20 protein-coding genes, 1 tRNA gene and 1 other RNA gene are annotated in these 25,865 nt (G+C 65.8%); 8 read left to right on the forward strand and 14 right to left on the reverse strand.

The window, feature by feature from the left end; genetic code table 11:
- Positions 1-497: 497 nt before the first annotated feature.
- From ILT42_RS22110 to ILT42_RS22120, 3 genes are all read left to right on the forward strand, one after another.
- Positions 498-1,238 carry a TerC family protein gene (locus ILT42_RS22110; RefSeq protein ID WP_204218180.1) on the forward strand — a complete coding sequence of 247 codons (741 nt, stop codon included), beginning with the start codon at positions 498-500 and terminating at the stop codon, positions 1,236-1,238.
- A 157-nt stretch (positions 1,239-1,395) separates the two neighbouring features.
- A complete protein-coding gene (locus tag ILT42_RS22115; RefSeq protein WP_204218181.1) occupies positions 1,396-2,100 on the forward strand; it encodes an AzlC family ABC transporter permease in 705 nt (234 codons plus the stop codon).
- Positions 2,093-2,419: an AzlD family protein gene (locus ILT42_RS22120; protein WP_204218182.1), complete on the forward strand. Its 327-nt coding sequence runs from the start codon at positions 2,093-2,095 to the stop codon at positions 2,417-2,419. Before ILT42_RS22115 ends, ILT42_RS22120 begins: the two co-directional genes overlap by 8 nt.
- On the opposite strand, the gene ILT42_RS22125 is transcribed toward ILT42_RS22120, so the two are convergent.
- From ILT42_RS22125 to ILT42_RS22140, 4 genes are read right to left on the reverse strand one after another with little or no spacing between them, the layout of a single operon-like run.
- Positions 2,369-2,869: an arsenate-mycothiol transferase ArsC gene (locus tag ILT42_RS22125; protein WP_204218183.1), complete on the reverse strand. Its 501-nt coding sequence runs from the start codon at positions 2,867-2,869 to the stop codon at positions 2,369-2,371. The genes ILT42_RS22120 and ILT42_RS22125 overlap by 51 nt on opposite strands.
- A gap of 3 nt (positions 2,870-2,872) precedes the next feature.
- On the reverse strand, positions 2,873-3,358 hold the full coding sequence (locus ILT42_RS22130) for a UPF0262 family protein (RefSeq protein WP_204218184.1): 486 nt from the start codon (positions 3,356-3,358) through the stop codon (positions 2,873-2,875).
- 15 nt (positions 3,359-3,373) lie between these two features.
- On the reverse strand, positions 3,374-4,666 hold the full coding sequence (gene hisD, locus ILT42_RS22135; RefSeq protein WP_204218185.1) for a histidinol dehydrogenase: 1,293 nt from the start codon (positions 4,664-4,666) through the stop codon (positions 3,374-3,376).
- Positions 4,666-5,109: a DUF2948 family protein gene (locus tag ILT42_RS22140; RefSeq protein WP_204218186.1), complete on the reverse strand. Its 444-nt coding sequence runs from the start codon at positions 5,107-5,109 to the stop codon at positions 4,666-4,668. The genes hisD and ILT42_RS22140 overlap by 1 nt, the downstream gene beginning before the upstream one ends.
- A gap of 152 nt (positions 5,110-5,261) precedes the next feature.
- On the opposite strand from ILT42_RS22140, the gene ILT42_RS22145 reads away from it, so the two are divergent.
- Positions 5,262-5,639: a hypothetical protein gene (locus ILT42_RS22145; protein WP_204218187.1), complete on the forward strand. Its 378-nt coding sequence runs from the start codon at positions 5,262-5,264 to the stop codon at positions 5,637-5,639.
- Positions 5,640-6,109: 470 nt separating this feature from the next.
- Complete coding sequence (locus ILT42_RS22150; RefSeq protein WP_204218188.1) at positions 6,110-7,105, forward strand: calcium-binding protein; 996 nt, start codon at positions 6,110-6,112, stop codon at positions 7,103-7,105.
- Positions 7,106-7,179: 74 nt separating this feature from the next.
- Here ILT42_RS22150 and murA read toward each other — a convergent pair whose 3' ends face one another.
- Positions 7,180-8,469, reverse strand: a complete 1,290-nt coding sequence (murA, locus tag ILT42_RS22155) for a UDP-N-acetylglucosamine 1-carboxyvinyltransferase (protein ID WP_204218189.1) — start codon at positions 8,467-8,469, stop codon at positions 7,180-7,182.
- Positions 8,470-8,834: 365 nt separating this feature from the next.
- Here murA and hemA point away from each other — a divergent pair, with 365 nt between their 5' ends.
- Both hemA and ILT42_RS22165 read left to right on the forward strand, forming a co-directional pair.
- Entirely contained in the window at positions 8,835-10,061 is a 1,227-nt protein-coding gene (gene hemA / locus ILT42_RS22160) for a 5-aminolevulinate synthase (protein WP_229428868.1), read from the forward strand.
- 66 nt (positions 10,062-10,127) lie between these two features.
- A tRNA-Thr gene (locus tag ILT42_RS22165) sits at positions 10,128-10,202 on the forward strand.
- Between the two features lie 121 nt (positions 10,203-10,323).
- Here ILT42_RS22165 and ILT42_RS22170 read toward each other — a convergent pair.
- From ILT42_RS22170 to ILT42_RS22180, 3 genes are all read right to left on the reverse strand, one after another.
- Positions 10,324-10,764, reverse strand: a complete 441-nt coding sequence (locus ILT42_RS22170) for a hypothetical protein (RefSeq protein WP_204218191.1) — start codon at positions 10,762-10,764, stop codon at positions 10,324-10,326.
- A 144-nt stretch (positions 10,765-10,908) separates the two neighbouring features.
- Positions 10,909-11,230, reverse strand: a transfer-messenger RNA (tmRNA) gene (ssrA, locus tag ILT42_RS22175).
- Positions 11,231-11,988: 758 nt separating this feature from the next.
- Positions 11,989-12,834 carry an aldo/keto reductase gene (locus tag ILT42_RS22180; protein WP_407664652.1) on the reverse strand — a complete coding sequence of 282 codons (846 nt, stop codon included), beginning with the start codon at positions 12,832-12,834 and terminating at the stop codon, positions 11,989-11,991.
- A 248-nt stretch (positions 12,835-13,082) separates the two neighbouring features.
- Between ILT42_RS22180 and ILT42_RS22185 the strand changes: the two genes are divergently transcribed.
- Positions 13,083-13,373 carry a hypothetical protein gene (locus ILT42_RS22185; protein ID WP_204218193.1) on the forward strand — a complete coding sequence of 97 codons (291 nt, stop codon included), beginning with the start codon at positions 13,083-13,085 and terminating at the stop codon, positions 13,371-13,373.
- An 83-nt stretch (positions 13,374-13,456) separates the two neighbouring features.
- Here the strand turns inward: ILT42_RS22185 and ILT42_RS22190 are convergent, their stop codons facing one another.
- The 6 genes from ILT42_RS22190 to ILT42_RS22215 form a co-directional block, all read right to left on the reverse strand.
- Entirely contained in the window at positions 13,457-14,755 is a 1,299-nt protein-coding gene (locus ILT42_RS22190) for an NAD(P)/FAD-dependent oxidoreductase (RefSeq protein WP_204218194.1), read from the reverse strand.
- 8 nt (positions 14,756-14,763) lie between these two features.
- Positions 14,764-16,902, reverse strand: coding sequence for an adenylate/guanylate cyclase domain-containing protein (locus ILT42_RS22195; RefSeq protein ID WP_204218195.1), 2,139 nt, complete (start codon positions 16,900-16,902; stop codon positions 14,764-14,766).
- A gap of 174 nt (positions 16,903-17,076) precedes the next feature.
- On the reverse strand, positions 17,077-17,853 hold the full coding sequence (locus tag ILT42_RS22200) for an SDR family oxidoreductase (protein WP_204218196.1): 777 nt from the start codon (positions 17,851-17,853) through the stop codon (positions 17,077-17,079).
- 28 nt (positions 17,854-17,881) lie between these two features.
- A complete protein-coding gene (locus tag ILT42_RS22205; RefSeq protein WP_204218197.1) occupies positions 17,882-18,370 on the reverse strand; it encodes a GAF domain-containing protein in 489 nt (162 codons plus the stop codon).
- 43 nt (positions 18,371-18,413) lie between these two features.
- Positions 18,414-20,519, reverse strand: coding sequence for a penicillin-binding protein 1C (gene pbpC / locus ILT42_RS22210; protein ID WP_204218198.1), 2,106 nt, complete (start codon positions 20,517-20,519; stop codon positions 18,414-18,416).
- Positions 20,516-25,753 (reverse strand): alpha-2-macroglobulin family protein, encoded by a 5,238-nt coding sequence (locus ILT42_RS22215; RefSeq protein WP_204218199.1) that lies wholly within the window; start codon positions 25,751-25,753, stop codon positions 20,516-20,518. The genes pbpC and ILT42_RS22215 overlap by 4 nt, the downstream gene beginning before the upstream one ends.
- Positions 25,754-25,865: the final 112 nt, after the last annotated feature.

Genomic DNA, 25,865 nt, shown 5'->3' on the forward strand with positions numbered 1-25,865 from the left:
CTGCGACAGGTCCCGCGTCAGATACAGCGCAAGACCCGACAAGCCCAACAACAAAAAACCACCCGCAATACTTTGAGGTGACCGCAGGAACCCAGACGGCTTCGCGGCGCCGGAGCCCTCGTGAGGGTTGGACATGGAAAGCCTCCCTTTCGGCGCTTTGAGCGCCTGTCCCTTGTTCAGCCCAAGTCATGCCCAAGCCTGACGCCGGGATCAACTGCGCCAGAGGAGTTTTCAAGCTCAACGGTTCGGAATTGCGACTAGACTATCGGTCAAGACGGAGCCGAAGCGGCCCTGGACCGAACGCCCGCGCGCCCGAATGGACGCGCTCGCCGATCCGATTCCTCCCGACCGATAAAAGCATGTTGGCGAATGGACGGCCGCGTGATACCCGACATTTCGCATTTCGGACAATTTCGGCGGGCGCGGCCGGCCCCTCCGCATCCGGAGCCTGCCTGAGCCGCGCTTTTCCTCGTCCTGAGACAACGCCAAGGCCCTCCATGGACTATTTTCTCTCCACGACGTTCCTGTTGTCCCTGCTTCAGGTGATCTGGATCGACCTTCTCCTGTCAGGCGACAACGCCGTGGTCATTGCGATGGCCTGCCGATCCCTGCCCGCCCACCAGCGCAAGCTCGGCATCCTCCTGGGCGCCGGAACGGCCGTGGCCCTGCGCATCCTCTTCGCCTTCGCGATTTCCTATCTCCTCGGCGTGCCCTACCTGCGCATCATCGGCGGCGTGCTGCTGCTGTGGATCGCCCTCAAGCTCATCCAGGGCGAGGACGAGGGGGGCCACAGCGTCGAGGCCAGCACCAGCCTCTGGAAGGCGGTCCGCACCATCGCGATCGCGGATGCGGTCATGAGCCTGGACAACGTGGTGGCCATCGCGGCGGCGTCCCGCGGCCACCCGGAACTGTTCGTTTTCGGTCTCCTCCTGTCGATCCCGCTCATCATGGTCGGGGCCACGCTCATCACGAGCCTCATCAGCCGCTTCCCGATCTTCGTCTGGGCCGGTGCGGCCCTCCTGGGCTACATCGCGGCCGAGATGATCGTGACCGATCCGGTCGTCCTGAACTGGCTCAACGGAACCGCCTGGGTCCTGCCCGATCCGGAGCATCTGCCGCTCGGTCTCAAGCCGTCGCCCACGATGCTGTATGGCGCGGCCGCCATCGGCGCCCTCTTCGTGGTCGTGGCGGGGTACATCCTGGCCCAGAGGGCCGGACGAGGCGCGGCCAAGACCTAAGCCGACAAGATCTGATCCGCCGGAGCCCGTCTCGTCCGGGCTCCCTCACGGCCTCGTCCCGGCGACACCTGAATCTGCCGCATTCCAACCCTCGCGGCAGATCGATTGACGCGGGGTGGGATCGCGGGCACAGAGCCTCGGCACCACGTCGGCTTCCATGCGCTTTCTGTCCCACCATCCCCTGACCCTCGACGGCTGCCGCCGGGGCGCGCGCATGTCCCTGGCGGCGTTTCCGGGCTTCATCGTGTTCTCGATGGCCTTCGGGGCGGCAGCCTCCCAGAAGGGCCTGACGCTGGGACAGGTGCTGGGGCTGAGCGGCTTCGTTTACGCGGGCGCTTCGCAGATGGTGGGGTTGGAGATCTGGCAACAGGTCTGGTCCCCATCCACGATCCTGACCATCGCGACGGTCACGGCCGTCATCAATGCCCGCCTCATCCTCCTGGGCGTCACGGTCCAGCCCTGGCTTGCACGGGAGCCCAAACCGCTTTCGGCCGTCATGCTCTTCTTCTTGGTCGAGGCGAACTGGCTCTATGGGACCCGGTACTACCAGGAGGGGGGACGCGATCTCGGGGTGTTCATCGGATCGGGCCTCACCCTCTGGCTCATCTGGTTCCTTTCCACGTTCATGGGCTATTTCGCAGGCGCCCTCGTGCCGGAGCCGCGCCGTTTCGGGCTCGACTTCGTCATGCCGGTCTTCTTCTGCTGCCTTCTGGTCCCGCTCTGGAAGGGGCCGCGCCGGGCCCTGCCCTGGCTGGCGGCGGGCGTGGCCTCCTATCTGACGCACGTCCTGGTGCCAGGCTATGCCTTCATCATCGCGGGTGCTCTCGCAGGCGTGGTCACCGGCATGATCCTCGATGAGTGACGTCCACAGCCTCGCGGCCGGTCCCTGGGGGGCCGCCATCACCATCCTGATCATGGGGATCATCACCTATCTGTGCCGGATCGGTGGCGTCGTGCTGATGAGCCATATCCGGCTCACGCCCCGTGCGGAGCGCGGCCTGCGGGCCCTGCCCGGCTCCATCATCGTCGCCACCATCGCGCCGGTGACCGTGGATACCGGCCTAACGGCCTTCGTCAGCCTGGCCGTGACCGTCATCGTCATGGCGCTCACCCGCAAGGAACTGATCGGCCTAGCGGCCGGGCTCGGAACCCTGTCCCTGATCCGGGCCCTCGGCTTTTGACGCGCCCTTGAGCCGGGTCCTGATCCGGTAGATGAGCCCGTCGCGGACGTCGCGATAGGCGTCGAGGCGCTGTTCCCGGGAGCCCTGCACCAGGGTCGGATCGGGGGTGGGCCAATATTCCACGTCCGCCGCGATGGTGCGGGTCAATTCCAGGGCGGCGTGGTGGGCCTGAGGCGCCAGCGAGATGATGAGGTCGAAGTTGAGCCCCTCCCACTCTTCGAGCTCGTCGAGGGTGCGAGGCTTGTGCTTGGTCAGGTCGATGCCGATCTCGTCCAGTACCGCCACCATGAAGCCGTCGGGCTCGCCCTTGCGGACGCCCGCCGACTGCACGTAGGTCGTCTTGCCGAAATAATGCCGCGCGATCGCCTCCGCCATGGGTGAGCGGACGCTGTTCATGGCGCAAACGAAGAGGACGGATTGGATGCGCTTGGGACCCTGGCCCGTATCCAAGGGTCAACCTTTCCAATGCAGCGCGAAGATCAGCGTGAAGATCCGCCGCGCGGTATCGAAATCCACCTCCACCTTGCCGTCGAGACGCTCCACCAGAAGGTCCGCGGCCTCGTTGTGCAGGCCCCGCCGTCCCATGTCGATGGCTTCGATCTGGGCCGGAGAGGCCGAGCGGATAGCCCTGTAATAGCTGTCGCAGATCATCTCGTAGTCCCGGATCACGCTGCGGAAAGGCGTCAGCGAGAGGTGATGGGTCACGAGAAGAGCGCCGTCTTGGGCATGGATCTTGAAGCAGAGCTTCCGTTCCACCAGGGACAAGTGGAGCAGGTAGGGGCCGCCGTCGTACCCGGGCAGGGCGAAGCGGTTGGCCTCGACGATGTCGTAGATCGCAATGGCGCGCTCATGCTCCTGGTCGGGATTGCCGCGCCCGATCGATGCCTCGTCCAGCGTCACGGCGACGAGGCGGCAGCGCTCGTTCGTCTCGCCTCCCATATCGCCTCCAACCCCTTACATGTTCAGGCGGATCGCCACCGACCGGGCGTGCCCTTCCAGGCCCTCCGAGCGCCCCAGCACCACGGCGGCCGGGCCGATGGCCCGCAGGGCGTCGGGGCTGCATTTCAGGATCGAGGTTCGCTTCATGAAGTCAAGCACGCCGAGCCCGGAGGAAAACCGGGCAGAGCGGGCCGTGGGCAGAACATGGTTCGGCCCGCCGACGTAATCGCCAATGGCCTCCGGCGTATGGCTTCCCAGGAAGATGGCGCCCGCATTGCGGATCCGGGCCGAGAGCCCGTCGGCATCCTCGGCCTCGATCTCAAGATGCTCCGGAGCGAGGCGGTCCACCAGGGGGACTGCGTCCTCAAGCTTGCTCACGAGGATGATCGCCCCGTAATCGCGCCAGCTCGCGCCCGCGATCTCGGCCTTCGGCAGAGTGGTCAGCTGGCGCTCGACGGCCGCCTCGACCGAATCCGCCAAGGCGGCGCTGTCCGTGATCAGGATCGCCTGAGCCACCGGATCGTGCTCCGCCTGCGCCAGGAGGTCGGCCGCGATCCAGTCCGGGTTGGCGTGAGCGTCCGCCAGCACCAGCACCTCGGACGGCCCCGCGATCATGTCGATGCCGACCTGCCCGAAAACGCGCCGCTTGGCCGCCGCCACATAGGCGTTGCCGGGCCCGACGATCTTCGCCACGGGCTGGATGCTGGCGGTCCCATAGGCCAGGGCCGCGACCGCCTGGGCACCCCCGACGCGGAACACCTCGTCGACCCCCGCCAGGCGCGCCGCCGCCAGGACCAGGGGATTGGTGTCGCCCCGAGGCGTCGGCACCATCATGGTGATCCGGGGCACGCCGGCGACCTTGGCCGGGATCGCGTTCATGAGCACGGAGGACGGATAGCTCGCCCGCCCTCCCGGAACATACAGGCCCACTGATTCGAGTGCGGTCCAGCGCCATCCGAGGGTTACGCCGGCCTCGTCGGTGGCGAGGTGGTCCTGTGGACGTTGCGCCCGGTGATAGGCTTCGATCCGGTCCCTGGCGAGATGCAGGGCCTCCAGGGCCTCGGGGGGGCATTGCGCCCGGGCCGCCTCGATCTCCGCATCCGAGACGCGCAGGGTATCGGGCGTCAGGTCCAGCCCGTCGAAACGGCCGGTGTACTCGATCACGGCCTCGTCGCCCCGCGCGATCACATCTTCAATGATCGTGCGCACGGCCTGATCGACGTCCTCCGAGACCTCCCGCTTCGCCGACAGGAGCGCGCGAAAGCTCTGCGGGAACGAGGATTCCCGCGCATCCAGTCTCTGAACCATCAGCGACGTCCCGACTGGATGGCCTCGAGATCCTCATGGGCCGGGCGACTTTCGGCGGCCCACACCGGCCCCAGGTCCTTCATCTGCATTTCGATGCACTCCACGTCGATCTGGATCGCCCCACCCTCGGCGAAGATCAAGGTGGCCGTGCCCGACGGCGCCTCGCCCGGCTCGAAGGCGACCGCCAGAAGATTGAGCACGGCCTCCTTGTCGCCCTGATCGATCCCGCGCACCCGGACGTTCGTCACATGCTCGAAATGAAGGCCCGCAAGGCGACGCTGGGGCTGCTCGGCTTCCCAGTCGTATCGCCGCGCCGCCAGCGCGAACCGGCGCTCTCCCGGCAGGTAGGCGATGTCGCCGACACGGATCACCGCATCCTGCAGATGGGCCGAGATGACGGCGAGATCGTCCGGATCGAGGGCGACGAGTTTCAGGAGATCCATGGAAACGCAACCTGTTGTAAGAGCTTGGTTGGTAGGTAGAGAGCCTGCCCCCCAAGCGCAACCTTTCCCGAACGCCCGGTATTCCCCTTGAGACCGGCCGCGCCTTCGGCAGAATGGCCGGGTGTCCGGATCGAGGAGCCCAGAGGAGCCCTATGAGACGTTTGGTTTTCGCCGCCTTCGCCCTGGCCGCCATGGGCATGCCGGCCTCGGCTCAGTTTTATTACGAGCGCCCCTACCCGCCCCCCGGTTGGGGTGAACCGCCTCCCCCGCAACCGGGATGGGGACAGCGCTACGACTACGGCCCGCCGGCCTATGGGTCTCCCGGCTACGGTCCTCCGGGCTACGGTCCACCTGGATACGGCCCTCCCCCGGATCCGCGCTGGCGCAGGCCGGCCCAGCGGGTCCAGTACGGCAGCGTCTGCGTAACGTCGCGCGGCAATTGCCAGTACGGGCAGTCCTTCCCGCGCAACACGCCCTGCAGCTGCGACATTCCCGGTTTCGGCCCGAAGCGCGGCGCGATCGGGTACTGACCCTTCTGCGGGCGGCGGCGACCTCGTCGGCAAGCCGCCGCCCGCCAGCTCGGCAAAGCACATCCAAAATAATCAAATGATATTTTCTGAGCTCAGATCGACGAATACGTAAAATGGCGTTGGATTAGACTGCCTAAAAGGCAAGTGGTAATTCGTTAGTCAGATGCATATTCCGGTAACACCAAATTGCCGTCCTGATTTGCTGCAAATCGCCATAGGATCGACCACGAGTTACCTTCTTGAGGCGAACATCCATGGCAATTGCACGACTAACTCCACAATTCATCGCACGCGACCCGGTGACGGGAACAGGAGTCTGGGGCATCGACCTCGCGAGCAGCGGCCTTACTTCGATCAAATCCCTGACTATCCAGGACGACAATGTAATCTCGGGCAAGGCCGGAGCCTCCTCCGGCTTCGATATCGATTTCATCAACATTAGGGCTGCCCCTGAGCAAGGAGCTTCCCCTATGGCAGACGCCGGCGTATTTCCCGCCGTTAGCCCTTTCAATTTCAATACTGGCGTCTTCTTCAGCCCGGGCTACCTACAACCGTCCGATGATGGCGCAACCGTCCTGAACGGCACAATCAACAACGTTTATGCACGCGATCTGTCGACTCTGTACAAGGCGGATGGCGCCCGTTTGTCGCTCGGTGAATCCGGCTATGTGACCTTCGAACTCCGCGACTACACTCCCTCCAATGGGAACTGGCTCTACTTCGGTGACAGCGGCGGCGGGCAGGACAATGCCGTCGTCTGGGTCTCCGACACCGTCGGCGGCGTGCCCGGCGGCACCAGCGGCGGCGGGACAGGCGGCATTCCTGGGGGCAGCACCGGCGGCAATACCGGCGGCGTCGTCGGATCCGGCGGCGGCGGCGGCGGAAGCGGCGTGGCGGGAATCAGCCTCGTGGGCACGGGCAAGGCCGATACGATCCGCCTTGGCGTCGGCACCAACGCGCATCTCGGCGCCGGTGACGATGTGATCAAGGGCCTCGGCGGCAACGACTGGCTCGCGGGCGCCGGCGGCAACGACCGGCTCTATGGCGGCGCGGGCAACGACCGGCTCTATGGCGGACCGGGCGACGACCGGCTCTATGGCCAGCAGGGCAAGGACAATCTCTACGGCGGCATGGGCAAGGACGCGTTCGTGTTCAACACGAAGCCGGGCGCGGCCAATGTCGACACCATCAAGGACTTCAAGCCGGTGGACGACGCGATCTGGCTCGACAACCGGTTCTACAAGGCCCTGGGCCGCGCCGGGACCGAGGATATGCCGAAGGCCCTCAAGAAGGCGGCCTTCTGGACCGGCGAATCCGCGCACGACGCCAATGACCGGGTGATCTACGACAAGAAGACCGGCACGATCTACTACGACGCCGACGGCACGGGCGCCGCCGCGCAGGTGGAGGTCGCCAAGGTGAAGGCCAACACGGCCCTGACCTTCAAGGACTTCTTCGTGGTCTAAGGCCCTCTTGGAAGTTCCACGAACGAAAAGGCCCCGGTCCTGCGACCGGGGCCTTTTCGTTCATCATGAGAGCATCAGCCTTTCACGCGCTCGATGTCGGCCCCGCAGCGGCTGAGCTTGGTCTCCAGGGCCTCGAAGCCCCGATCCAGGTGATAGACCCGGTTGATGGTGGTCTCGCCCTCGGCGGCCAAGCCCGCGATCACGAGGCAGGCCGAGGCCCGCAGGTCGGTGGCCATCACGGGCGCGCCCTTGAGACCGTCCACGCCGTCCACGAAGGCGCCGTCCCCGTCGAGGCGGATGCGAGCCCCCAGGCGCGCCAGCTCCTGCACGTGCATGAAGCGATTCTCGAAGATGGTCTCGCGGATCCGAGAGGTGCCGCCCGCCCGCGTCATGAGGGCCATGAACTGCGCCTGGAGATCGGTTGGGAAGCCCGGGAACGGGTCCGTCGTGACGTCCACGGGCTGGATCCCGTTGCCGTTGCGGTAAACCCGGATGCCGTTGCCCTCGCGGGTGATCTTGGCGCCCGCCTGTTCCAGCACGTCGAGGGCGAATTGCAGCAATTCAGGCTTCGTGTTCTCCAGCAGGACGTTGCCGCCCGTCATGGCCACCGCCATGGCGTAGGTTCCGGTCTCGATCCGGTCCGGCAGCACATCATGGGACGTACCGTTCAGCTTGGGCACCCCATGAACCGTGATTTCGGATGTACCGGCGCCCTCGATCCGGGCGCCCATCTTGACGAGGCACTCGGCCAGGTCCGTCACTTCCGGCTCCCGGGCGGCGTTTCGGATGACCGTCGTGCCGTCGGCAAGGGCCGCGGCCATGAGGGCCACGTGGGTGCCGCCGACCGTGACCTTGGGAAAGTCGATCTCGCCGCCCTTCAGGCCGTCGGGAGCCCGGGCCACCACATATCCACCGTCGATCTCGATGGTGGCGCCGAGCTTTTCCAGGGCCATGATCAAAAGGTCCACGGGCCGGGTCCCGATAGCGCAGCCGCCGGGCATGGAGACCCGCGCCTCGCCGAAGCGGGCGACGAGGGGCGCGATCACCCAGAAGCTCGCCCGCATGGTCGAAACGAGCTCATAAGGCGCGAAGGTGTCGACAACGCTTCCGGCGGTCAGGCGAATCGTCTGTCCGGTCTCCTGGGTCTCTCCGGGACGTCGGCCCGCGATCATATGGTCGACGCCGAAATTGCTCAGGATCCGCAGCAGGGACGCAATATCGGCCAGACGTGGCACGTTCGACAGCTCCAGCGTCTCCTCGGTCAGCAGGCTCGCGATCATGAGGGGCAGGGCCGCGTTCTTGGCGCCCGAAATCGGAATCGTGCCGTTGAGGGGCTGGCCGCCCCGGATGCGAATGCGATCCATCGAAATCCCTTTGGTCTGGTTGGGTGGCCGCCTGACAAGCTTGGCCGTCTAATCGGAAGTCTTCTCGGGCCTACCCGGTTCCACCGAATCGGATGCCCGGTCGGGATTCCCCGCCTGCCGCCCCCGAGCTTGAGCCTTGCGGCGTTTAAGATTCTCTTTCAAAGCCGCCTTTAACCGATCGGCTTTGGCTTGCGAATTGGAATCAGCCATGGTTCACGCGACCCATCGTCGCCTTCACGAGATAAAGACTTCGCATCCGACCCTCAACCGGAATAAGAAAGGCCAGGGCGATTGACCCAGATCAATGCTCTGCCCGGTTCCTGTGCTAAGGTGATGCCTGTCGCGTTGCCGTACCCGGTGAGATGATGGATTACCAAGCCTTTTTTACGTCGGCCCTGTCGCAGCTCAAGGATGAGCAGCGTTACCGGGTTTTTGCGGATATCGAGCGTGTTGCGGGCCGCTATCCGAGCGCCGTATGGCACAGCCCTGCGGGGCCGCAACCGATCACGGTATGGTGCTCCAACGACTATCTCGGCATGGGCCAGAATCGGGACGTCACCCGCGCCATGGTCGAGGCTGCCTGGCGCATCGGCACCGGTGCTGGCGGGACCCGCAACATATCGGGCACAAGCCATCCGGTGGTCGAGCTTGAGGCGGAACTGGCCGACCTGCACGGCAAGGAGGCCGCCCTCGTCTTTACGTCCGGCTACGTCTCCAACCAGACCGGCATCGCCACCATCGCCAAGCTCATTCCCGAGTGCCTCATCCTGTCGGATGCCTTCAACCACAATTCCATGATCGAGGGCGTGCGTCAGTCGGGCTGCCAGAAGGCGATCTTCCGGCATAACGACCTCGCCCATCTCGAGCAGCTCCTGCAAGAGGCTGGTGAGCGGCCCAAGCTCATCGTCTTCGAGAGCATCTATTCCATGGACGGGGACGTGGCCCCCATCGCGGCGATCTGCGACCTGGCGGAGCGCTACGGGGCCATGACCTATGTCGACGAGGTCCACGCGGTGGGCATGTACGGCCCCCGAGGCGGAGGCGTCGCCGAGCGTGAGGGCGTCATGCACCGGCTCGACGTGATCGAGGGCACCCTCGGCAAGGCCTATGGGGTCATGGGCGGCTACATCACCGGCTCTCAGACATTGGTCGACGCGGTGCGCAGCTATGCGCCTGGGTTCATCTTCACCACCGCTTTGCCGCCTGCCGTGGCGGCGGCCGCGACGGCCTCGGTTCGCCACCTCAAGACATCGGCCGCCGAGCGGGAGCAGCAGCAGCGGCAGGTCGCGCGCACCAAGTCGGTCTTGAGCGGGGCCGGGCTTCCGGTGGTGGACACGCCCACGCACATCGTGCCGGTGATGGTGGGGGATGCGCAGGCCTGCAAGGCGGCCTCCGACCGGCTTCTGGAGCGGCATGGGATCTACATCCAGCCGATCAACTACCCCACCGTCCCGCGGGGCACCGAGCGGCTGCGCATCACGCCCGGGCCGTCTCACACCAACGCACATGTCGACGCACTGGCGCACGCCCTCCTGGAAGTCTGGGCTGCGCTGGGCCTCACGCTCCACCAAAGCACACAGGCCGCAGAATAAATTTGCACTTCGAACCTTGCGCCCGGGGCCGCCCTGTGGCAGTAACCGGCCGCTTCCTGAAAGCGCGCTGCCGTAGCTCAGTGGTAGAGCACTCCCTTGGTAAGGGAGAGGTCGAGAGTTCAATCCTCTCTGGCAGCACCATTCCCCTTCTTGGGACATCGGTGTCGAATGCGCTAAGGGCCCGGCGCCGCCCCTGCCCACACTTCTCAACGCAAGAAAGCCCGCACGGCTGAACCGGCGGGCTGACGATACTCGGGAGAATTCAATGCAGAAATGCTGTTTCCTGGTGCGAGAGAACGGTCCCGGCCATATAGGCTGATTCCATGCCCGCATAATCCTTGTCCAGGCAGGCGATCGCCAGACGGGCTTCCATACGGAAAACATCCTTCAACTGTTCGGATGCCTCCTCCCAGAGCCCATCGTCGTACTCGGCTCGGAAAAACGCTGAGGCGACGGCCTCAACCTCATCATCAGTCATCAACGGGCCCCCACCAGCCATGGATCGAACATCACGTTCCTGTTGAAATTCGTGACGAGCCGAAGAATAGCCGAGAGCGTGGCCGTTTGAAGGCAGAATTTTCAGATGAAAATGATTTTTGCAGTTTTGCTTAAAACATCGAATTGCAGTGATCGGCCTACGACGAAGGTGTGACGAAAAGATTATTATCTTAGACGCGCTTATTACTACGATGATCAGGCGCAAGTTTCGCGATCTCTTCGATTGTCCTGCCTGTAAGGGCGCAATCTGGCGCAATGTTTCAACCCAGAGCTACACGGAGCCCGGTCCTCCAGTTCAGTTGGAGAAATCCTCGACCAGGAAGAAGCTGAAAAAGGGAACGGCACCCGGAGGTGCCGTTTCTGTTGCTAGGCTTTCCCGAGCCCCGGATGGTTACGCCGCGAGGCGAACCGCACCCATGTCAACGTTGTCGTTGGCATTTGTGAATTTGCACTATCAGGGCCGTAGCTCAGCCCAATCGCAGCCTAGCCTTTATTGCGCCCAGTCGAACCCAGGACGCCCCCATCAAAAACGCATCTGTCGATGCGCTCATGGTGGAGGCGGCGGGAATTGAACCCGCGTCCTAAACGCCTATTCCACTCTGCCTCTACGATCATAGTCAGGTTTCCCTGACAGGCCTGATATAGGATGGCTTTCGGCAAATTGCTAGCGTGGCCTGAGAGACGGATCGGGAAATGGCGCGTTGGGGCCGGACGGGCCATGGTCTCAGGCTCACTTCGTGCGGCCTTCGACACGAATGACCGTCCGTAGGGGTCCGTATCCGGTCATCGTACGAGCGTCGAGACCGACCCGGCCCTCGGAGCGTTGGCCGCCACGGGCCCTCGATGTCACGAACTCCGACCGAACCCGCCCCGAGACCTTCACGCAGGTGCGCGTGCCCGATAGGACGGCGAAACCGGGCGGGCATGATGCCATCGAGGCCTGGGACTTCGATGGAGCGTCCAGCGGCGACGCGGCGGCCGGCTCCGAAAGCAAACACGCGGCGCACAGGACCATGGTGGAAGAGAATCTCATGGCAGACGTCCCAAAACGGAGCTTCCGGCGTTCAGGAGTGTGGATCGGTCTTCGAACCCCGCCAAGGGGTTCCGGCGCTCAATCTCTGGTGCTCACGGAAAATAGCTCGTAGCCGGCTCCATTGAGCAAGCGAACCGTTTCCACCCGCGGTCCCGTCGATTGGGGCCGGCGCGCTTTGGCGAACACCCTCAAGGCCCGATCCTTCGCGGCGTCCACGGAATCGGCCCGGATCAAGGTGCGCCGCACGAGGCCGCCCCCCTCCGTTTCGGGTCCGATAGTTTCGATCCTGTAGGTCTCGTACACCCTCTGTCACTCCAGGGTCTCGGCGGGAATCGCCTACATAAGCCGCCAGGGAGATCCTGGCCATGGCCGGCACCCCGGAAGTTCCCCCAAGCGCTAGAGCATCTCGAGCCGGACGCGGCGCCCCGGCGGCGGAAAGGCTCGGTCCAGATCGGAGAGATCGTCTTCGGTCAGGTCCAGGCTCGCGGCGTCACGGTTCTGGCTCACGTGATCGAGCCCAACGGCCTTCGGAATCGCGATCACACCCGGTTGACGGAGCACCCAAGCCAGCGCGACCTGGGCGGGACTGACGCCATGACGCCTTGCCACAAGCCCGAGGGTCCCGTCATCGAGGATCCTCCCCTGTTCGATGGGCGAATAGGCCATGACAGGGAGACGGCGCTTCCGGCACCAGGGAAGCAGATCGAACTCGATGCCCCGGCGGCTGAGATTGTAGAGCACCTGATTTGTCGCCAGATCGGACCCGCCCGGCCGAGAGACCCATTCCTCCAGATCGTCCACGTCGAGATTGCTCACCCCGAAAGCCCGGATCTTGCCGGCTCGCCTCAACCGTTCGAAACCTTCGAGCGTGTCCTCGAACGGCACCCCACCGCGCCAGTGGAGCAAGTAGAGGTCGATCCGATCCGTACCCAACCGCCTGAGGCTGCCCTCGCAGGCCCGGACGACCCCGGTCCGGGATGCATTGGAGGGGAGGACCTTACCGACCAGAAAAGCAGTGTCGCGCTGCCCGCGGATCGCCTCGCCCACGATCTCCTCGGCACCCCCGTCGGCATACATCTCCGCCGTGTCGATCAAGGTCATGCCGAGGGCGAGACCGTGTCTGAGCGCCTTCACCTCGTCACTCCGCCGAGAGGCCTTTTCACCCATGAACCACGTCCCCTGGCCGAGGACTGGAACCCGCCTTCCGTCCGGGAGTTCAATGTCTCTGATGATTTGGGACACCATGGGCAGTCTTCTCGTCGAATAGATGCAGCAAATCCTGATCTGGTCCCAGCTTGGACTTTATCAAGTTCAGTCTTCGCGCGCGACTCAGCGTTCATGCCGCAATCTGACAGAGTTTTTATTCTCATCGGTGCGCTTCGTAATGACATGCACTTGGTTTTTCCGACCAATCTTGAAGAGAGAGTGTGGGAAAAACTGGAACCTGGCTTGAAGCGATGCGTTTGAGTTCCAAACCGCAGGAGCGAATGATGAAATTACTTGCTGTTACCTTGGCGGCTGCCACCCTGCTCGGTGCGACGGCTGCTTCGAGCCAGTCGATTCAGCTTGGCCCGAACGGACCGAGCGTCGATTTCCGCAGCCAGGAGCAACGTCAGCGCGACGAGTGGCGCGAGCAGCGCGCACGCGACCGCGCCTATCGGACCTATGACCGTGACACCACGGGCACGATCGGCCGCCGCGATTGCCGCGAGGTCGTCGTGCGCGAGCGTGACGAGTTCGGGAATACCGACACCCGTCGCGAAGTCCGCTGTCGCCGCTGAGCGCATATCTAGCGATTTAAGAAGGCCACCTCCACGGTGGCTTTCTTGCTATGGGGCTCGGAAAACTTGACAGGTGGGGCGCCTCAGACCCGCAAGGGCTTCGTGCGCCGTTCCCGCAGGGAGTCGGATACCTGGTAGCCCCAGTACGTCAGCTGAGCGGCGACCCGGCCCAACGGGCCACCATTCCATGCGAGGCCAAAGGGTTCGAACAAACGGTACCGGTCGCCGCGACCCGCAATGGCTTCGGCCAGAAGACGACCGGCCAGCGCGGTGGTGTTCATGCCATGACCGCCAAAGGCGGTCCCATACCAGACGCCCGGCGCATGGCGCCCGATTTGCGGCATGAGATGGCGGGCATAGGACATGAGACCCGACCAGGCCACCTCGACCCCAAGGCCTCTCAGTTGCGGATAGGTTGCGACCATCTCGCGCCTCAGGCGCTCCGCCAGATCGCGCGGGTCGCTCGTGCGGGTCGTGATCCGTCCGCCCCACAGGATGCGCGCGCCGTCATCGACGATCCGGTAGTAGTCGCCCGCCCGCCGGTCGTCGAGAACCGCCGCGCGCGTTTGGATCGCGCTCTCGACGAGGGATGGCTTTGCCTCAGTGAGCAGGACATAGGTCGCTATCGGCAGGAATGCCCGATGGAGAGCAGGCAGGAGAGCACCCGTGTATCCGCCCGTCGCGAAGACGACGTCACCGGCGACGATCTCGCCGGTTTCGGTACGGACCCGTTTCTGGGCGGCACCGAGATCCACGGATGTGACCGGTGAGCCCTCGAACAGCCTCGCGCCCAGGCGCTCGGCTTCCGACGCCAGCGCCCTGGCATAGTTCATGGGATGGAAATGAAAGGCATCCCGATCGAGCACCGCTTCGCGGTATTTCGACGTCAGGAGAACATGTCTCAGATCTTCCCCTGGCACATGTGTCAGATCCAGACCGAAATCGCGCCGCATCTCCTCGGCGCTGCGGCTCAGCGAGCCCCGTGAATCGTAGCGGACGGCTTTGTAGATGCCATCCACCGGGGAGGCATCGTCGATTCCGAGATCCGCGATATTGCGGCGAACGATGTCGACGCCCTCCAGGGACAGTCGAAAAAGCTCTTTGGCCTGATCGAGGCCCACGCGCCGCGCGATGGATGCGAGGGACGTGGCATACCCGGCGGAAACGAAGCCTCCATTCCGTCCGGACGCGCCCCAGGCGAAGCGCTGAGCCTCCAGCAGGGCCACGGATCGGCCGGCGCGAACGAGTTCCAGCGCGGTCGTCAGCCCCGCGAGCCCGCCGCCGATAATGCAGACCTCCACGTCCAGCCGAGCGTTCAGCGGCGCTCGGCCGTCTCCCGTCGCCGTGCGGCTGTAAAATGTGTCCGAATAAGCGAGAGGCATCGGCGACATCAGGACGAACGGAGATCGCCCGCCGGGGCCTCGTCCGACTGCTGGGCAGCCTCAGATCGTCCCAGGTAGATGCGGAACAACCGATCATCGGGGGCCGCTTCGACGAGATCGCGCAGCCGATCGGCCGCACCGCGCCAGTCGCCCCCCTCATAGGCCTCGAGGGCGGCCTTCCAGTCCTCGAGTGTGTCAAGTCGGTCCGGATGCGGACGCAGTTCCGGCTCGTCTCCGACGGTCGTGCCGAGAAGTTCGTAGATGCCGATCGACTCATGAGCGCCTTCAGGCACCACGCGGTCGATGAAGCGGAGAATGAAGCCGTCGCCGGCAGCATTCTTCACGGCCTCGCTCACGAGGAGTGTCGTGCCGTAGCGCTTGCTGAGCTTCTCGATGCGCGACGCCAGGTTCACCGTGTGGCCGAGGGCGGTGTAGTTCATCCGGTCGACGGAACCGACATTGCCCACCACGGCCTCGCCCGTGTGAACGCCGAACCGCGTATGCATGGGCAGCCCGCCTTCCGCGATGAACTCCGCGTTGAGGCGCTCAAGCCGGCGCGTGGCGCGCAGCGCCCCGAGGCAGGCCAGCGCGACGTGATCCTCGCGGGGCTCGGGCGCGTTCCAGAAAGCCATGATGCTATCGCCGATATACTTGTCGATGGTTGCGCCGGATCGGACGAGTTCCTGGCCGATTTCACTGAAATAGCGGGACGTCTTGGCCATCACGGCTTCGGGTTCGAGCGCCTCTGCAATGGGGGTGAAGCCGGCGACATCCGTGAACAGCACGGTGATGGGCTGGCGCACGCCGCCCAGCTCAGACGAGAAGCGACGGCCGATGATGCCGCGCACCAGATCGATCGGCACATAGCGCATGAAGTTGCTCAGCGCGAGTTCGAGCGTGTCGAGGGCGCGGGCGAGTTCTCGAATCTCGACGATCCGCGATTGGGGCCTCTGAGCGTGCCCGAACTCGAACCGCATCACGCGCCGGATGTCCTCGGCCGCGACGCGCAGGGGCGCGGCCAGGTAGCGTGACGCGAGCCAGACGATGACGAGGGCGACCAGGACTGAGGCGGTACTGATGACGAGCAGGCTGAACTGGATCTGGTTTGCGGGCCCCATCATGGCTTCGTAGGGGATGGCAAGGCTGATGTAGAAGTCGTTGACCCCCTCCCCGACCTGCTCGGTCCGTCCGAAATACTGCTCGTCGTGAACGTCGAAGGACGTGCTCTGCGTCTTGTCGCCGCTCAAGCGCTGGAAGGCAGCGTACATCCGGCTCAGGACGGTATCGTCGAGATCGGTAACCTTCAGGAGCCGGTTCTCCTGGTTGGCCAATTGAATCGACCGATAGGCATCCCCGCGCGGATGGGCGATCAAGGTTCCGTCCTTGTCGAAGATCACGAGTTCCAGCTCGGGCGGGAAGCGCAGCCGGTCGAGATAAAGGTCGATGGTCGCCAGCGTCATGTCGATGCCGAAGACCGCGTCCGTCTGCTGGCGTGCCCGGCGGGCGAGCGTAATGCCGGCCTCCGGCACGTTGGCGAAGCGATAGGGCGCGGTCATGTACGGCGCATCGCTGTTCAGGCTCGGATAATACCAGGGGCGCCGCCGTGGATCGAAGTCGGTCGGTTGGGGCGGCATGCGCTTCATTTCGCGGCCGTCGGCGTCCGCATAGATCCAGGTGGCCATCTGGCCACTGGGGCTGGGCTCGACCAGCATGAAGGCGTAGACGGCGCCCTCCGGCACGCCTCCGATTTCGGGAGGCTTGCTGTCCTTCAGGCTCTGGACGACCACGTGTGAGCCGTCCCCACGTCCCACGAAGACGCCCATCACGGCCGGGAGCGTCCGGTCGACGTCCTTCAGGATCGAGGTCAGGATCCCGGCGAGCCGCTCCAGCGGGAGGTCCGGATCCACCGTCAGGGACATCGTATCGAGGACCGAGCCCACGAGCCTCAGGCCGCCGGCCACCTCGCCGCGGACGTTGATGGTGATGCGCCGGAAATCGTCCTCGGCGTCCTGGATCGTCAGATCCTTGAGCTGGCTGTGGTTGAATCCGATGAGACTGCCGGAAATCGCCAGGACGATCAGCGTGAAAACGAGGGCCACGACGCCCTGAAGGCTCCACAGGAAAGGTGTGGCGCCGCCCTTCTTCATGATCTTACGAGCAGGTTTCGCCGAGAGCCGCCCGAGCGGCACCCGTCGTGTGGCGTGGAGGAAGCGCGGTCGGCACGGTCCTGTTCCCTGGGTCGATGCGGTGAGATCGGTCTCGACCCAGGGTTAACACGACGCGGCAAGGGTCAAAAGACCCCGGACATGGGCGCCTCAAGATCAATGGGACGAGATCTGTCCGCCGTCGACCCGCAGGATCGAACCCGTGGTGAAGGAAGCCCGCTCGCTGGCCAGGAAGACCGCCATGGCGGCGAATTCCTCGACATTTCCGTAGCGACCAGCCGGGATCCCGGCCTTGGCGGAGGCCTCGACCTCGTCCATGGAACGGCCCGTGCGCTGGGCATTGGCGGTGTCCAACTGCTTGAGACGATCCGTGGAGATCCGGCCCGGCGCGATGGCGTTGACGGTGACGCCGTGGGAGGCCACTTCCGCCGCCAGGGTCTTGCCCCAGCCCACGAGAGCGGGCCGGATGGCGTTGGAAATGGCCAGGTTCGGGATCGGCTGGATGACGCCCGACGAGATCACCGAGATGATCCGGCCGAATTTCCACTCGATCATGCCCGGAAGCAGGTGATCTGCCAGCCGGACGAGGTTGACGAACATGGCGTCGAAGGAGGCCCGCCACTGGTCGGACGAGACGCCCTGAGCCTTGCCGGGCGGGGGACCGCCGCTGTTGAGCACCAGGATGTCGACGCCGCCGAGCTGGGCCTGGACGTCCGACGCCAGCGCATCGATCTGGTCCGCATGGGCGCTGTCGCAGGGAAACGCGAGGGTGCCTGACCCGATCTCCCCGGCGGCGGCCTTCGTGGCGTTCAGGTTGCGGCTCGCGATGGCGACGCGCACGCCCTCATCGGCCAGGCCCTGGGCGATTCCACGGCCGATGCCCTTGCTGGCACCGAGCACTAGGGCGCGCTTGCCCTCCAATCCCAACTTCATGCGATCAACTCCTTCAGGTTCGCAAGCATTATAGGTCCGTCCCGGCGAGCAGGATCCGCACGAGCGTCTCGCAGCCCTCCCGATCCTCCTCGTCGAACCGGTTCGGAATCGGGCTGTCGAGGTCGAGGACGCCCCAAATCTGTCCCCCGCTCATCAGCGGCACCACCAGCTCCGAGCGCGAGGCACTGTCGCAGGCGATGTGTCCCGGAAAGGCGTCGACATCGGGCACCACGACGGATTGCCGGCGCTCCGCCGCCGTGCCGCAGACGCCCCGCCCCAGGGGAATGCGCACACAGGCCGGTTTGCCTTGAAAGGGACCGAGCACGAGTTCGCCCCCTTTGAGCAGGTAGAAACCCGACCAGTTGAGATCCGGCAGCGTGTTGAAGATCAGAGCCGCCATGTTGGCCGTGTTGGCGATGCCATCGCGCTCGCCGTTGAGCAGGCCTTCGAGCTGTTGGGCGAGGGAGCGGTAGAGTTCCGGCTTGTTGCCGGTCGCGATCTTGGCGATTTCGAACATGGGCTTTCCTTACGGGAGCAGCACCGTCCCGTCCAGGGCGCACCTACTCCACCCGCACCACAACGCTGTCCGTGGTGCCCCGCGCGTCCATGACCGAGAGGCGCACGAATCCGGCCCCGTCCGGCGTCCACGACGCCTCCCGCCGGAGCGATCCCGCCTCGACGGGCGCGCCGTCCACCATCCAGGTCAGGGGCGGCACCCCACCCGAGGCTTTCAGGCGCAGGGCCGAACGATCCTGCGCGGCCTGGGAGAACCCCAAATCGAGTCTGGAGCCATCCAACGGAAACGCGATCCTCAGCGGGGCCTGAATTGTGGACAGGATCGTCTTGGGCACGTCCTGGCGCACATGGCGAAGCGGCGGAGGAAGGGTGGCGGTGGTGGCCTGGAGGGTGAAAGGCGGCATCGGCAGCGCTTCGGGCTCGCCTCCGAGACGTCCGAAGGCATCGAACAGCACCGGCGCGGCCACGGTCCGGCCGACGAGGCCGGGGACCGCCGTGCCGTCCGGTCGGCCGATCCAGACCCCAACCGTGTAGCGCCGGTCGTAGCCGACCGCCCAGGCGTCGCGGTAACCATAGGACGTGCCGGTTTTGAAGGCGATGCGCCCGGCCAGGGCGTTGTCGGGGGGCGGAGCCCCGCGCAGGATGTCGAACACGTACCAGGCCGCGACCGGATCGGCGATCCGGGTCTCCTGATTCCCGGCGCCCGCCTCCCCGATCCGTGTCACGAGGGGCGGGATGCCGCCGCCCCGCGCGAGGCCGAGATAGAGCCGGGTCAGGTCCTTGAGCGTGATGCCGAGGCCGCCCAGCCCGATCGCGAGGCCCGGGGCTGCCTCCTTGGGCATCGCGAAGGGAATCTCGGCCTGCTTCAGCCGCGCCAGCAACCTCGGAGGACCCAGCTCGTTGAGGAGTTCCACGGCCGGCAGGTTCAGGGAGAGCTGGAGCGCCTTGCGGGCCGTGATGGTGCCCTGGAAGGCGAGATCGAAGTTCTCCGGCTGGTAGGCCCCGTAGCGGGAGGGCCTGTCGTCGAGGAGGGTCTCCGGGTGAGCCAAGCCGTTCTCGAAGGCGAGCGCGTAGATGAAGGGCTTCAGGGCCGAGCCGGGCGAACGAATGGCCCCCGTCATGTCGATGGCCCCGGCCCGCTCGCGGCCCAGATAGGCCGGGCTTCCCACATGGGCGCGGACTTCGCCCGTGGCGTTGTCGATCACCAGGATCGCGGCGGAGAGCCGGGCGTCGATCTGGGCCACGCGCTCCACCGCGAGGGCTTCGAGGTTGGCCTGGAGACGGCCATCGATCGCCAGGCGGTGGATGGGCTCCGCCGGCCGCTGGGCCACGGCGGCTTCGGCCGCGTGAGGCGCCAGCATCGGGAAGGGATTGCGCCCCCCCGGGATACGTTCTGTTTTGGCGGCGTCGGCCTCCGCTCGCGTCAGGACGCCGCCCTGCACCGCGCGGTCCAGCACCCGGTCGCGGGCCCGCCGGGCGGCGGCAGCGAACCGGTCGGGGCGTCGGGTTTCGGGGGATTGCGGGAGCGCGACGAGAAGGGCCGCCTCGGAGAACGACAGCCGCTTCGGCTCGCGCCCGAAATAGGACAGGCTGGCGGCCCGAACGCCCTCCAGGTTGCCGCCGAATGGCGCAAGCGTGAGGTAGAGGCGGAGGATCTCGGGTTTCGAGAACCGGCGTTCGATCTGCACCGCGCGGATCACCTGACGCAGCTTCGCCCCGAAGCTGCGCTCCTCGCGCGGCTCGAGCAGGCGGGCCACCTGCATGGTCAGGGTCGACCCGCCGGAAACGACGTGGCCGCTGCGGACGAATTGCCACGCGGCCCGCAAGGTCGCGAGGGGATCGATGCCCGCATGCGTCTCGAAGCGGGCGTCCTCGTAGGTTGTCAGCATGGCGAGATAGCGCGGATCGACGTCATTCGTCTCGATGGGCAGGCGCCAACGTCCTTCCGGCGTCGCGAACGGCCTGAGCAGTCGACCGTCCCGATCGAGCACGACGGTGGAGCGGCGCTCGGCCATGGCCAGATCGAGTGGCCCGAGCGTCTCGACGTATTGCTGCAGGGCAAGTCTCGGCACTGTGACGAGGCAGGCGAGGAGAAGCGTGCCCGCGATCCATCGCCGCCCGCGCGTGCCCCTGCGCCCGTCCTCCGTCACGGCCGTGCCGCCGTGACCTCGACCGAGCCGTAGCCGGTGCGGCCGAAGCGTTCGGGACGATACATGTCCTCGATCTGCGAGGGCGGATGCACGTAGCGGCCGGGAGAAACCGCCCGCACCGTGTAGGCAATGCTGAACGAGGCGGGCTGGCCCGGTCCCCTGTCGAAGGCCGCCACGAGACGGTCGTCGCGATACTCCGTGTGAGCGGGTTCGACGTCCTTCGTGAGCCAGGACAGACCCGACACCGTGTCGCTGTCGACAAGGCTCGGATTGTCGATTTCGAACCCGGCTGGAAGACGATCGACCAGAAGAACGCGGGCTTGCTTGGCCTCAGTCTCGGTCACCTTGATCACCGTCACGAGGCGGTCGTTCTGGCGCACCCGGTCAGGCTGAATTTGGGCACCGTCCAGGGTGTAGTAGCTTCGCTCGACGCCGTAGCCGCTGGAGATAGCGGGTTCCGGCTCGATGGGATGGCCGGTGACGGTGATCACGGCCTGCACAGGGTCGCGGCCCGCATTGGCGAAGGTGACGGATCCACGGGCCATGTCGGTGTCACGATACGTCCCGTAGAAGGCACCCTTGTGCTCAGTTCCGTCGACCGTGAGACGCATGGCCTCGGCGTTGCGCGCCACCGCCTGAGCGGCGAGAACGAGCCAAGCCTCCTCCTGCGTGCTCGTGCGCCGCGTGCCGCGCTCCTGGTCGATCACGGCGGATATGGGGCGCAGGACATTGGCCACGTTGTCCGTCTCGGACGCCAGGGCCAACAACCCTGCACCGTCCCGCAGTCGCGAGCCGTAATCGGGCCGATACTGCCCGTTGTCGCGCTCGCCCTGCAGGCTCTGGACGGCGCTCGCGAAAGCCGCCTGGGCCCGGGCCCGGTCGCCCAGCAGAGCGAGCGCCGCCGCGATCTGGCCCCGCGCCAGGGGCGACGTGAAGGCGTTCATCTTGGTATCGGCCAGATAGCGCAGGTCGCCCATGACCGGACGGCCGTTGCGGGCCAGCACATAGCTCGCATAGGCGATGTTGGCGGAGTTATCCTCCACCTCCGTCGTGTTGGCCACGAAGTTCCGCAGCCGGTCCAAGGCGATGTTGAACGCCGATTGCGGCACCGCGAAGCCGCGCTCCCGGGCCCGGGTCAGGAAGTCGGTCGTGTAGGCATCGAGCCAGATGTCGTCGCCCCCGACGCCCCACAGGCCGAACGAGCCGTTGGAGTCCTGGCGCGCCAGGACACGCTCGATGGCGCCCCGCACGCGCTCATCCGCCTTCTCGTCGAGAGACAGCTTCTCCTCCTGGGCGATGCGGTTGACATAGAGCAGCGGCAGGGCGCGGCTCACGGTCTGTTCCGTGCAGCCATAGGGATACCGGTCCAGGGCCTTGAGGAGGCCTGGAACGTCGAGGGACGACAGGGGCGAAACCGAGACGGACACCGCGCCGGTTCCGCTCAGGATGTCCGCCACGAGATCGTTGGAGAGGGTGACGGCTCCGCCCGCCGGAAGAGGACGGACCGTCCGCCGCACGAGGGACGAGGTACCGGGCTGCACCGCCACCGTGAAGCGCTGGGTCATGGGCTCGACATTGGGACCGCCCAGCGTCACGTCGATGGTGGCGATCCCGATACCGGCCGCCGTGACCGGAACGGCCACGCCGCCCTTCGCCTTCGCGTCGAGCCGCACCTTCGTGCGAAGCGCGTCGGCATCGACCACGATCGGGCCGCGCGGATCGAGGTCCACCGTATACTCTCCCGGGGGCGCCTCCACGTTGTCCAGTTGGATGTATAAACGGGACCGATCGCCGATGGACAGGAAGCGCGGCAGCGTGCCCGCCAGCACCACCGGGTCGCGGATGATCACGTCCGCGGTGGCGCTGCCGACCCGGTCCTTCGACCATGCGACGGCCATGACGCGTACCGTGCCGTTGAAAGCGGGTACCTCGAACGTCACGTTGGCCGAACCGTCCGCCTCGACCTTCACCACGCCCGAAAAGCGGGCGAACGGTTCCTGGGTTGGAGGAATGTCGCTCAAGGCCGGAGCGCCGCCGTCGCCGCCGGACCGGATGGCGCCGCGGCTGCCCTGCATGCCGTCGATCAGGTATCCGTAGAGATCGCGGATGTCCGCCGGAAGGCTCTTCTGTCCGAAGAAGTAATCGGAGGGTTTCGGGGCCTCGTAGCGCGTGAGATTGAGGATGCCGACGTCGACCGCCGCCACCGTGATGCGGGCCTCCTCGCCAGGCTGCAGGCCCGCCACCTTGATCGGCAGCGTCAGGGTCGAGCGCGGCTTGATCTTGTCGGGTGCGTTGAGGCTCACCTCAAGCGTGCGCGCGCCCTGATCGATGCCGAACCAGGCTGTGCCGAGAGCGCGGCCCGGCATGCGCTTGGCGGCGCGGTCCAGGGGTCGATGCGCCAAGCCGACCACGTAAGCGCCCGGACCCCACTCGGCCTTGACGGGAATCGTGACCTCGGACCCCGATGCGGCGACGTCCACCACGCGGATATCCTGGATCCGGTCGCTCACCACCGCCAGGGTGGCCTTGCCGGCAAAGCGCGGGTTGAGGCGCACCCGCATGGTCTCGCCGGCCTCATAGCTGGCCTTGTCGAGGTTCATCTCGAGGAGGTCGGGCGTCTCCGCCGTCTGATCGCCGGACCAGCCGACCGTGAAGGACACACTGGTCTGCGCCGTCTCGCCGAGATCGGGTGCGGAGACGTCGAGCCTGTAGGTCCCCCATTCGACGGGCGAGGTGATGCGTGCGGGCGCGTTCGCCGTGACGGGAAGCGTACCATCCGCGATCCGGCGTGTATTCCGGACAGGTTCGTAGCTCCACGATCCGCCGGAATTGTACCATTGGTAGCGCCGCTCGACCTTGGACAAGGTCCATGTCACGTTTTGCGCGGCGAGCCTCGTTCCGTCAGGCCGGGCCAGCACCACGTCGAAAGCCGCATTGGCACCCTCCGCGATATCCTCGCCGAATAGCTTCCGAACGCCGACGACCGGTCCCTTCGGCAGGATCGGGAGCGTCACGCTGCGCTCCACCGCCCGGCCGCCGGGCTCCGCCACGCGAAGCGTAATGCGCGCTTCCGTTGGGCGCGGCGCGGCCACGTCCTGGACGGGAACTTCCATGGAGACCCGGCCGGCGTCGTCGGTGACCGATGTCTCCTCGATTTCCGCCGTGGAAGCCTCTACGGATTCGTCCGCCAGCCCGACCTCGTAGGTCTCGAGCCCCTTCACGCCGTTGCCCTTGGCTTCCGCGACCGTGACCTCGCCGGAGACATCCAGCCCGGAACCCGGGGCGCCGTAGAGGTAGCGCGCGCTGACGTCGATCATGGCGGGCTGCTCGGGCTGAAGGGCTTGGGCCTGCGGGGTCAGGGTCAGTTCCAGCCGCTCGGGCACGTAGTCTTCCACCAGGAAGGTCGTCTGGCCGACCGGGGCGCCCTTCGGATCCGTATAGGCGGCGATCCGCCAGGTACCGCGCAGGGAACCGGGGAGGATCGGCAGGGAGAACGCCCGGCCGCCAAGCCCCTGATCTTCGACCAGAGCCCGGCGGTACTCGACGCCGTCGGGCCGGCGCACCACCAGCGTCAGCGGAAGATTCGGCAGGGCGATGCCGCGAGCGTCGCGCAGGAGGGCGGAAAGCTGGACGGTCTCGCCCGTGCGGTAGACGCCGCGTTCCGTGTAGAGGAAGGCGTCGACGTTCGTTTCGAGGCTACGCCCCTTCACGCCGCGATCCGAAAGGTCGAAGGCGGCGGATTCGAGATTGAGGAAACCGTAATCCTGACCGACCGTCGCGACCGCAAGGCCGGGGGCGAGACCGCCTTCGCCCCGCGCGAGGCCGGGATCGAACGATACGACGCCCAGCGCGTCGGATGTCTTGGTGGCCAGAACCTCGTTGTTGCGTGCCACGAGCCGCACCTCGACGCCGGGCACCGGCGCCGCGCTGGCGAGGGAGCGCACGAAGACCTGGACACCGGTCTTGCCCGTGAACGCCGTCAGCCCGAGGTCGGACACCACGAACCACTGCGTGGCGATGTTGCCGCCATCGTCGCTGTCGTTCTCGTTATCGATGGGCGAGCCGTCATGGGCCTTGGCGGTCATCACATAGACACCCGGCTCCATACGGCCGACGGCCTCGGTGACCGGAAAGGCCGTGACGATATCCTGGTTGACCGTGGAGGCGGTGTCGAGGGTGCCGTTCCAAACCTTGAAACCTTTCTCCCGGCCGATCTCTGCCGCCGTGTAGCGCCCGATCTGGCCCAGAAAATCGTAGCCCCGCACGGTGGGGCCGAGACTGCGGTCGCCGATGCGGTAGATTTCCACGTCCACCTTGGCGGTGTTGACCGACACGACCGGGATTCCCTCCTGGCCTGTGCTCGGCAACACGTAATTGCGGCCCGTGAAGCGCACCTGCGGCGCCCGGTCCCGCACATAGACCTCGTAATCCGCCGACTTGAGAAGGCTCTCGTCGACGTTCGACGGCAGGCCCTGGCGCAGCACGAAGGCGTAGCGCTCGCTGTGCTTCAGCCCATCGACGCAAAGCTGCGACCCTTCAGCGGTCACGGCCGCATTGGCGGCGCCGGAGACGGCGACAAAGGGCGTGAAGTCCACTTTCGCGGCGAGCGGATCGGAGAACTGGAAGCAGACACGAGGGGATGCGGCGTCCGAATCGACCTTGAAGTCCGTGATGCGAAAACCGTGCTCGGCTCTCAGCGCCTCATAAGTGGCGCGAATATTCGGGTTGGCCTGCACCTTCAGACTGGCCGCGTAGGCATTCAGCGAAGGACGCCAGGACTTCTGGGCCGCGTAGACCTGTCCCAGGAGAGCCAGCGCGGCGGCCTCGTCGGCCGGGTTCGTGGCTTTTTGGTACGCCACATAGGCGGCCGTCACCCTCTGATTTTGAAGGATGTAGCGCACCCCCCAATCGTTTCCGGGATCGTAGGCCAGATTGGCGCGGACATAGCCTGTCCAGTTGGTCGGGTTGCCGGGTTCCGCCGCGATCGCGGCCGTGAACGAGCTCATGGCGTTCTGGGCCAGGCCCCGAGACAGGAACATCTCGGCATCCCGCCGCAGTTGCGCCGCGCTGCGTCCGCCGATATTCGCGCTCCCCTCGGACTTGAAGGTCTGCTCCAGACGCACGCCGCGACTTGCCAGGTCGTCGATGACGAAGGCTTTCGGGGCCTGGGCTTGGGCGGAGCCCGCGACCAAGCCTAAGGTCAGCAGCGTCGCCTGCAGCATTTGACGGATCATGGGCCTCTCCCGGCGGGTACGACGGTCTCGGTAACAGCCTATCATCGGCTGGCCGAATGACCAGGGGACCTTAGCGCAAAGCTTGCCGATTTGCGCCCGCCCTCGAACAGCC

Origin of the sequence: Microvirga pudoricolor (genome assembly GCF_016892705.1) — a bacterium.
GTDB classification, from domain to species: Bacteria; Pseudomonadota; Alphaproteobacteria; order Rhizobiales; family Beijerinckiaceae; genus Microvirga; species Microvirga pudoricolor.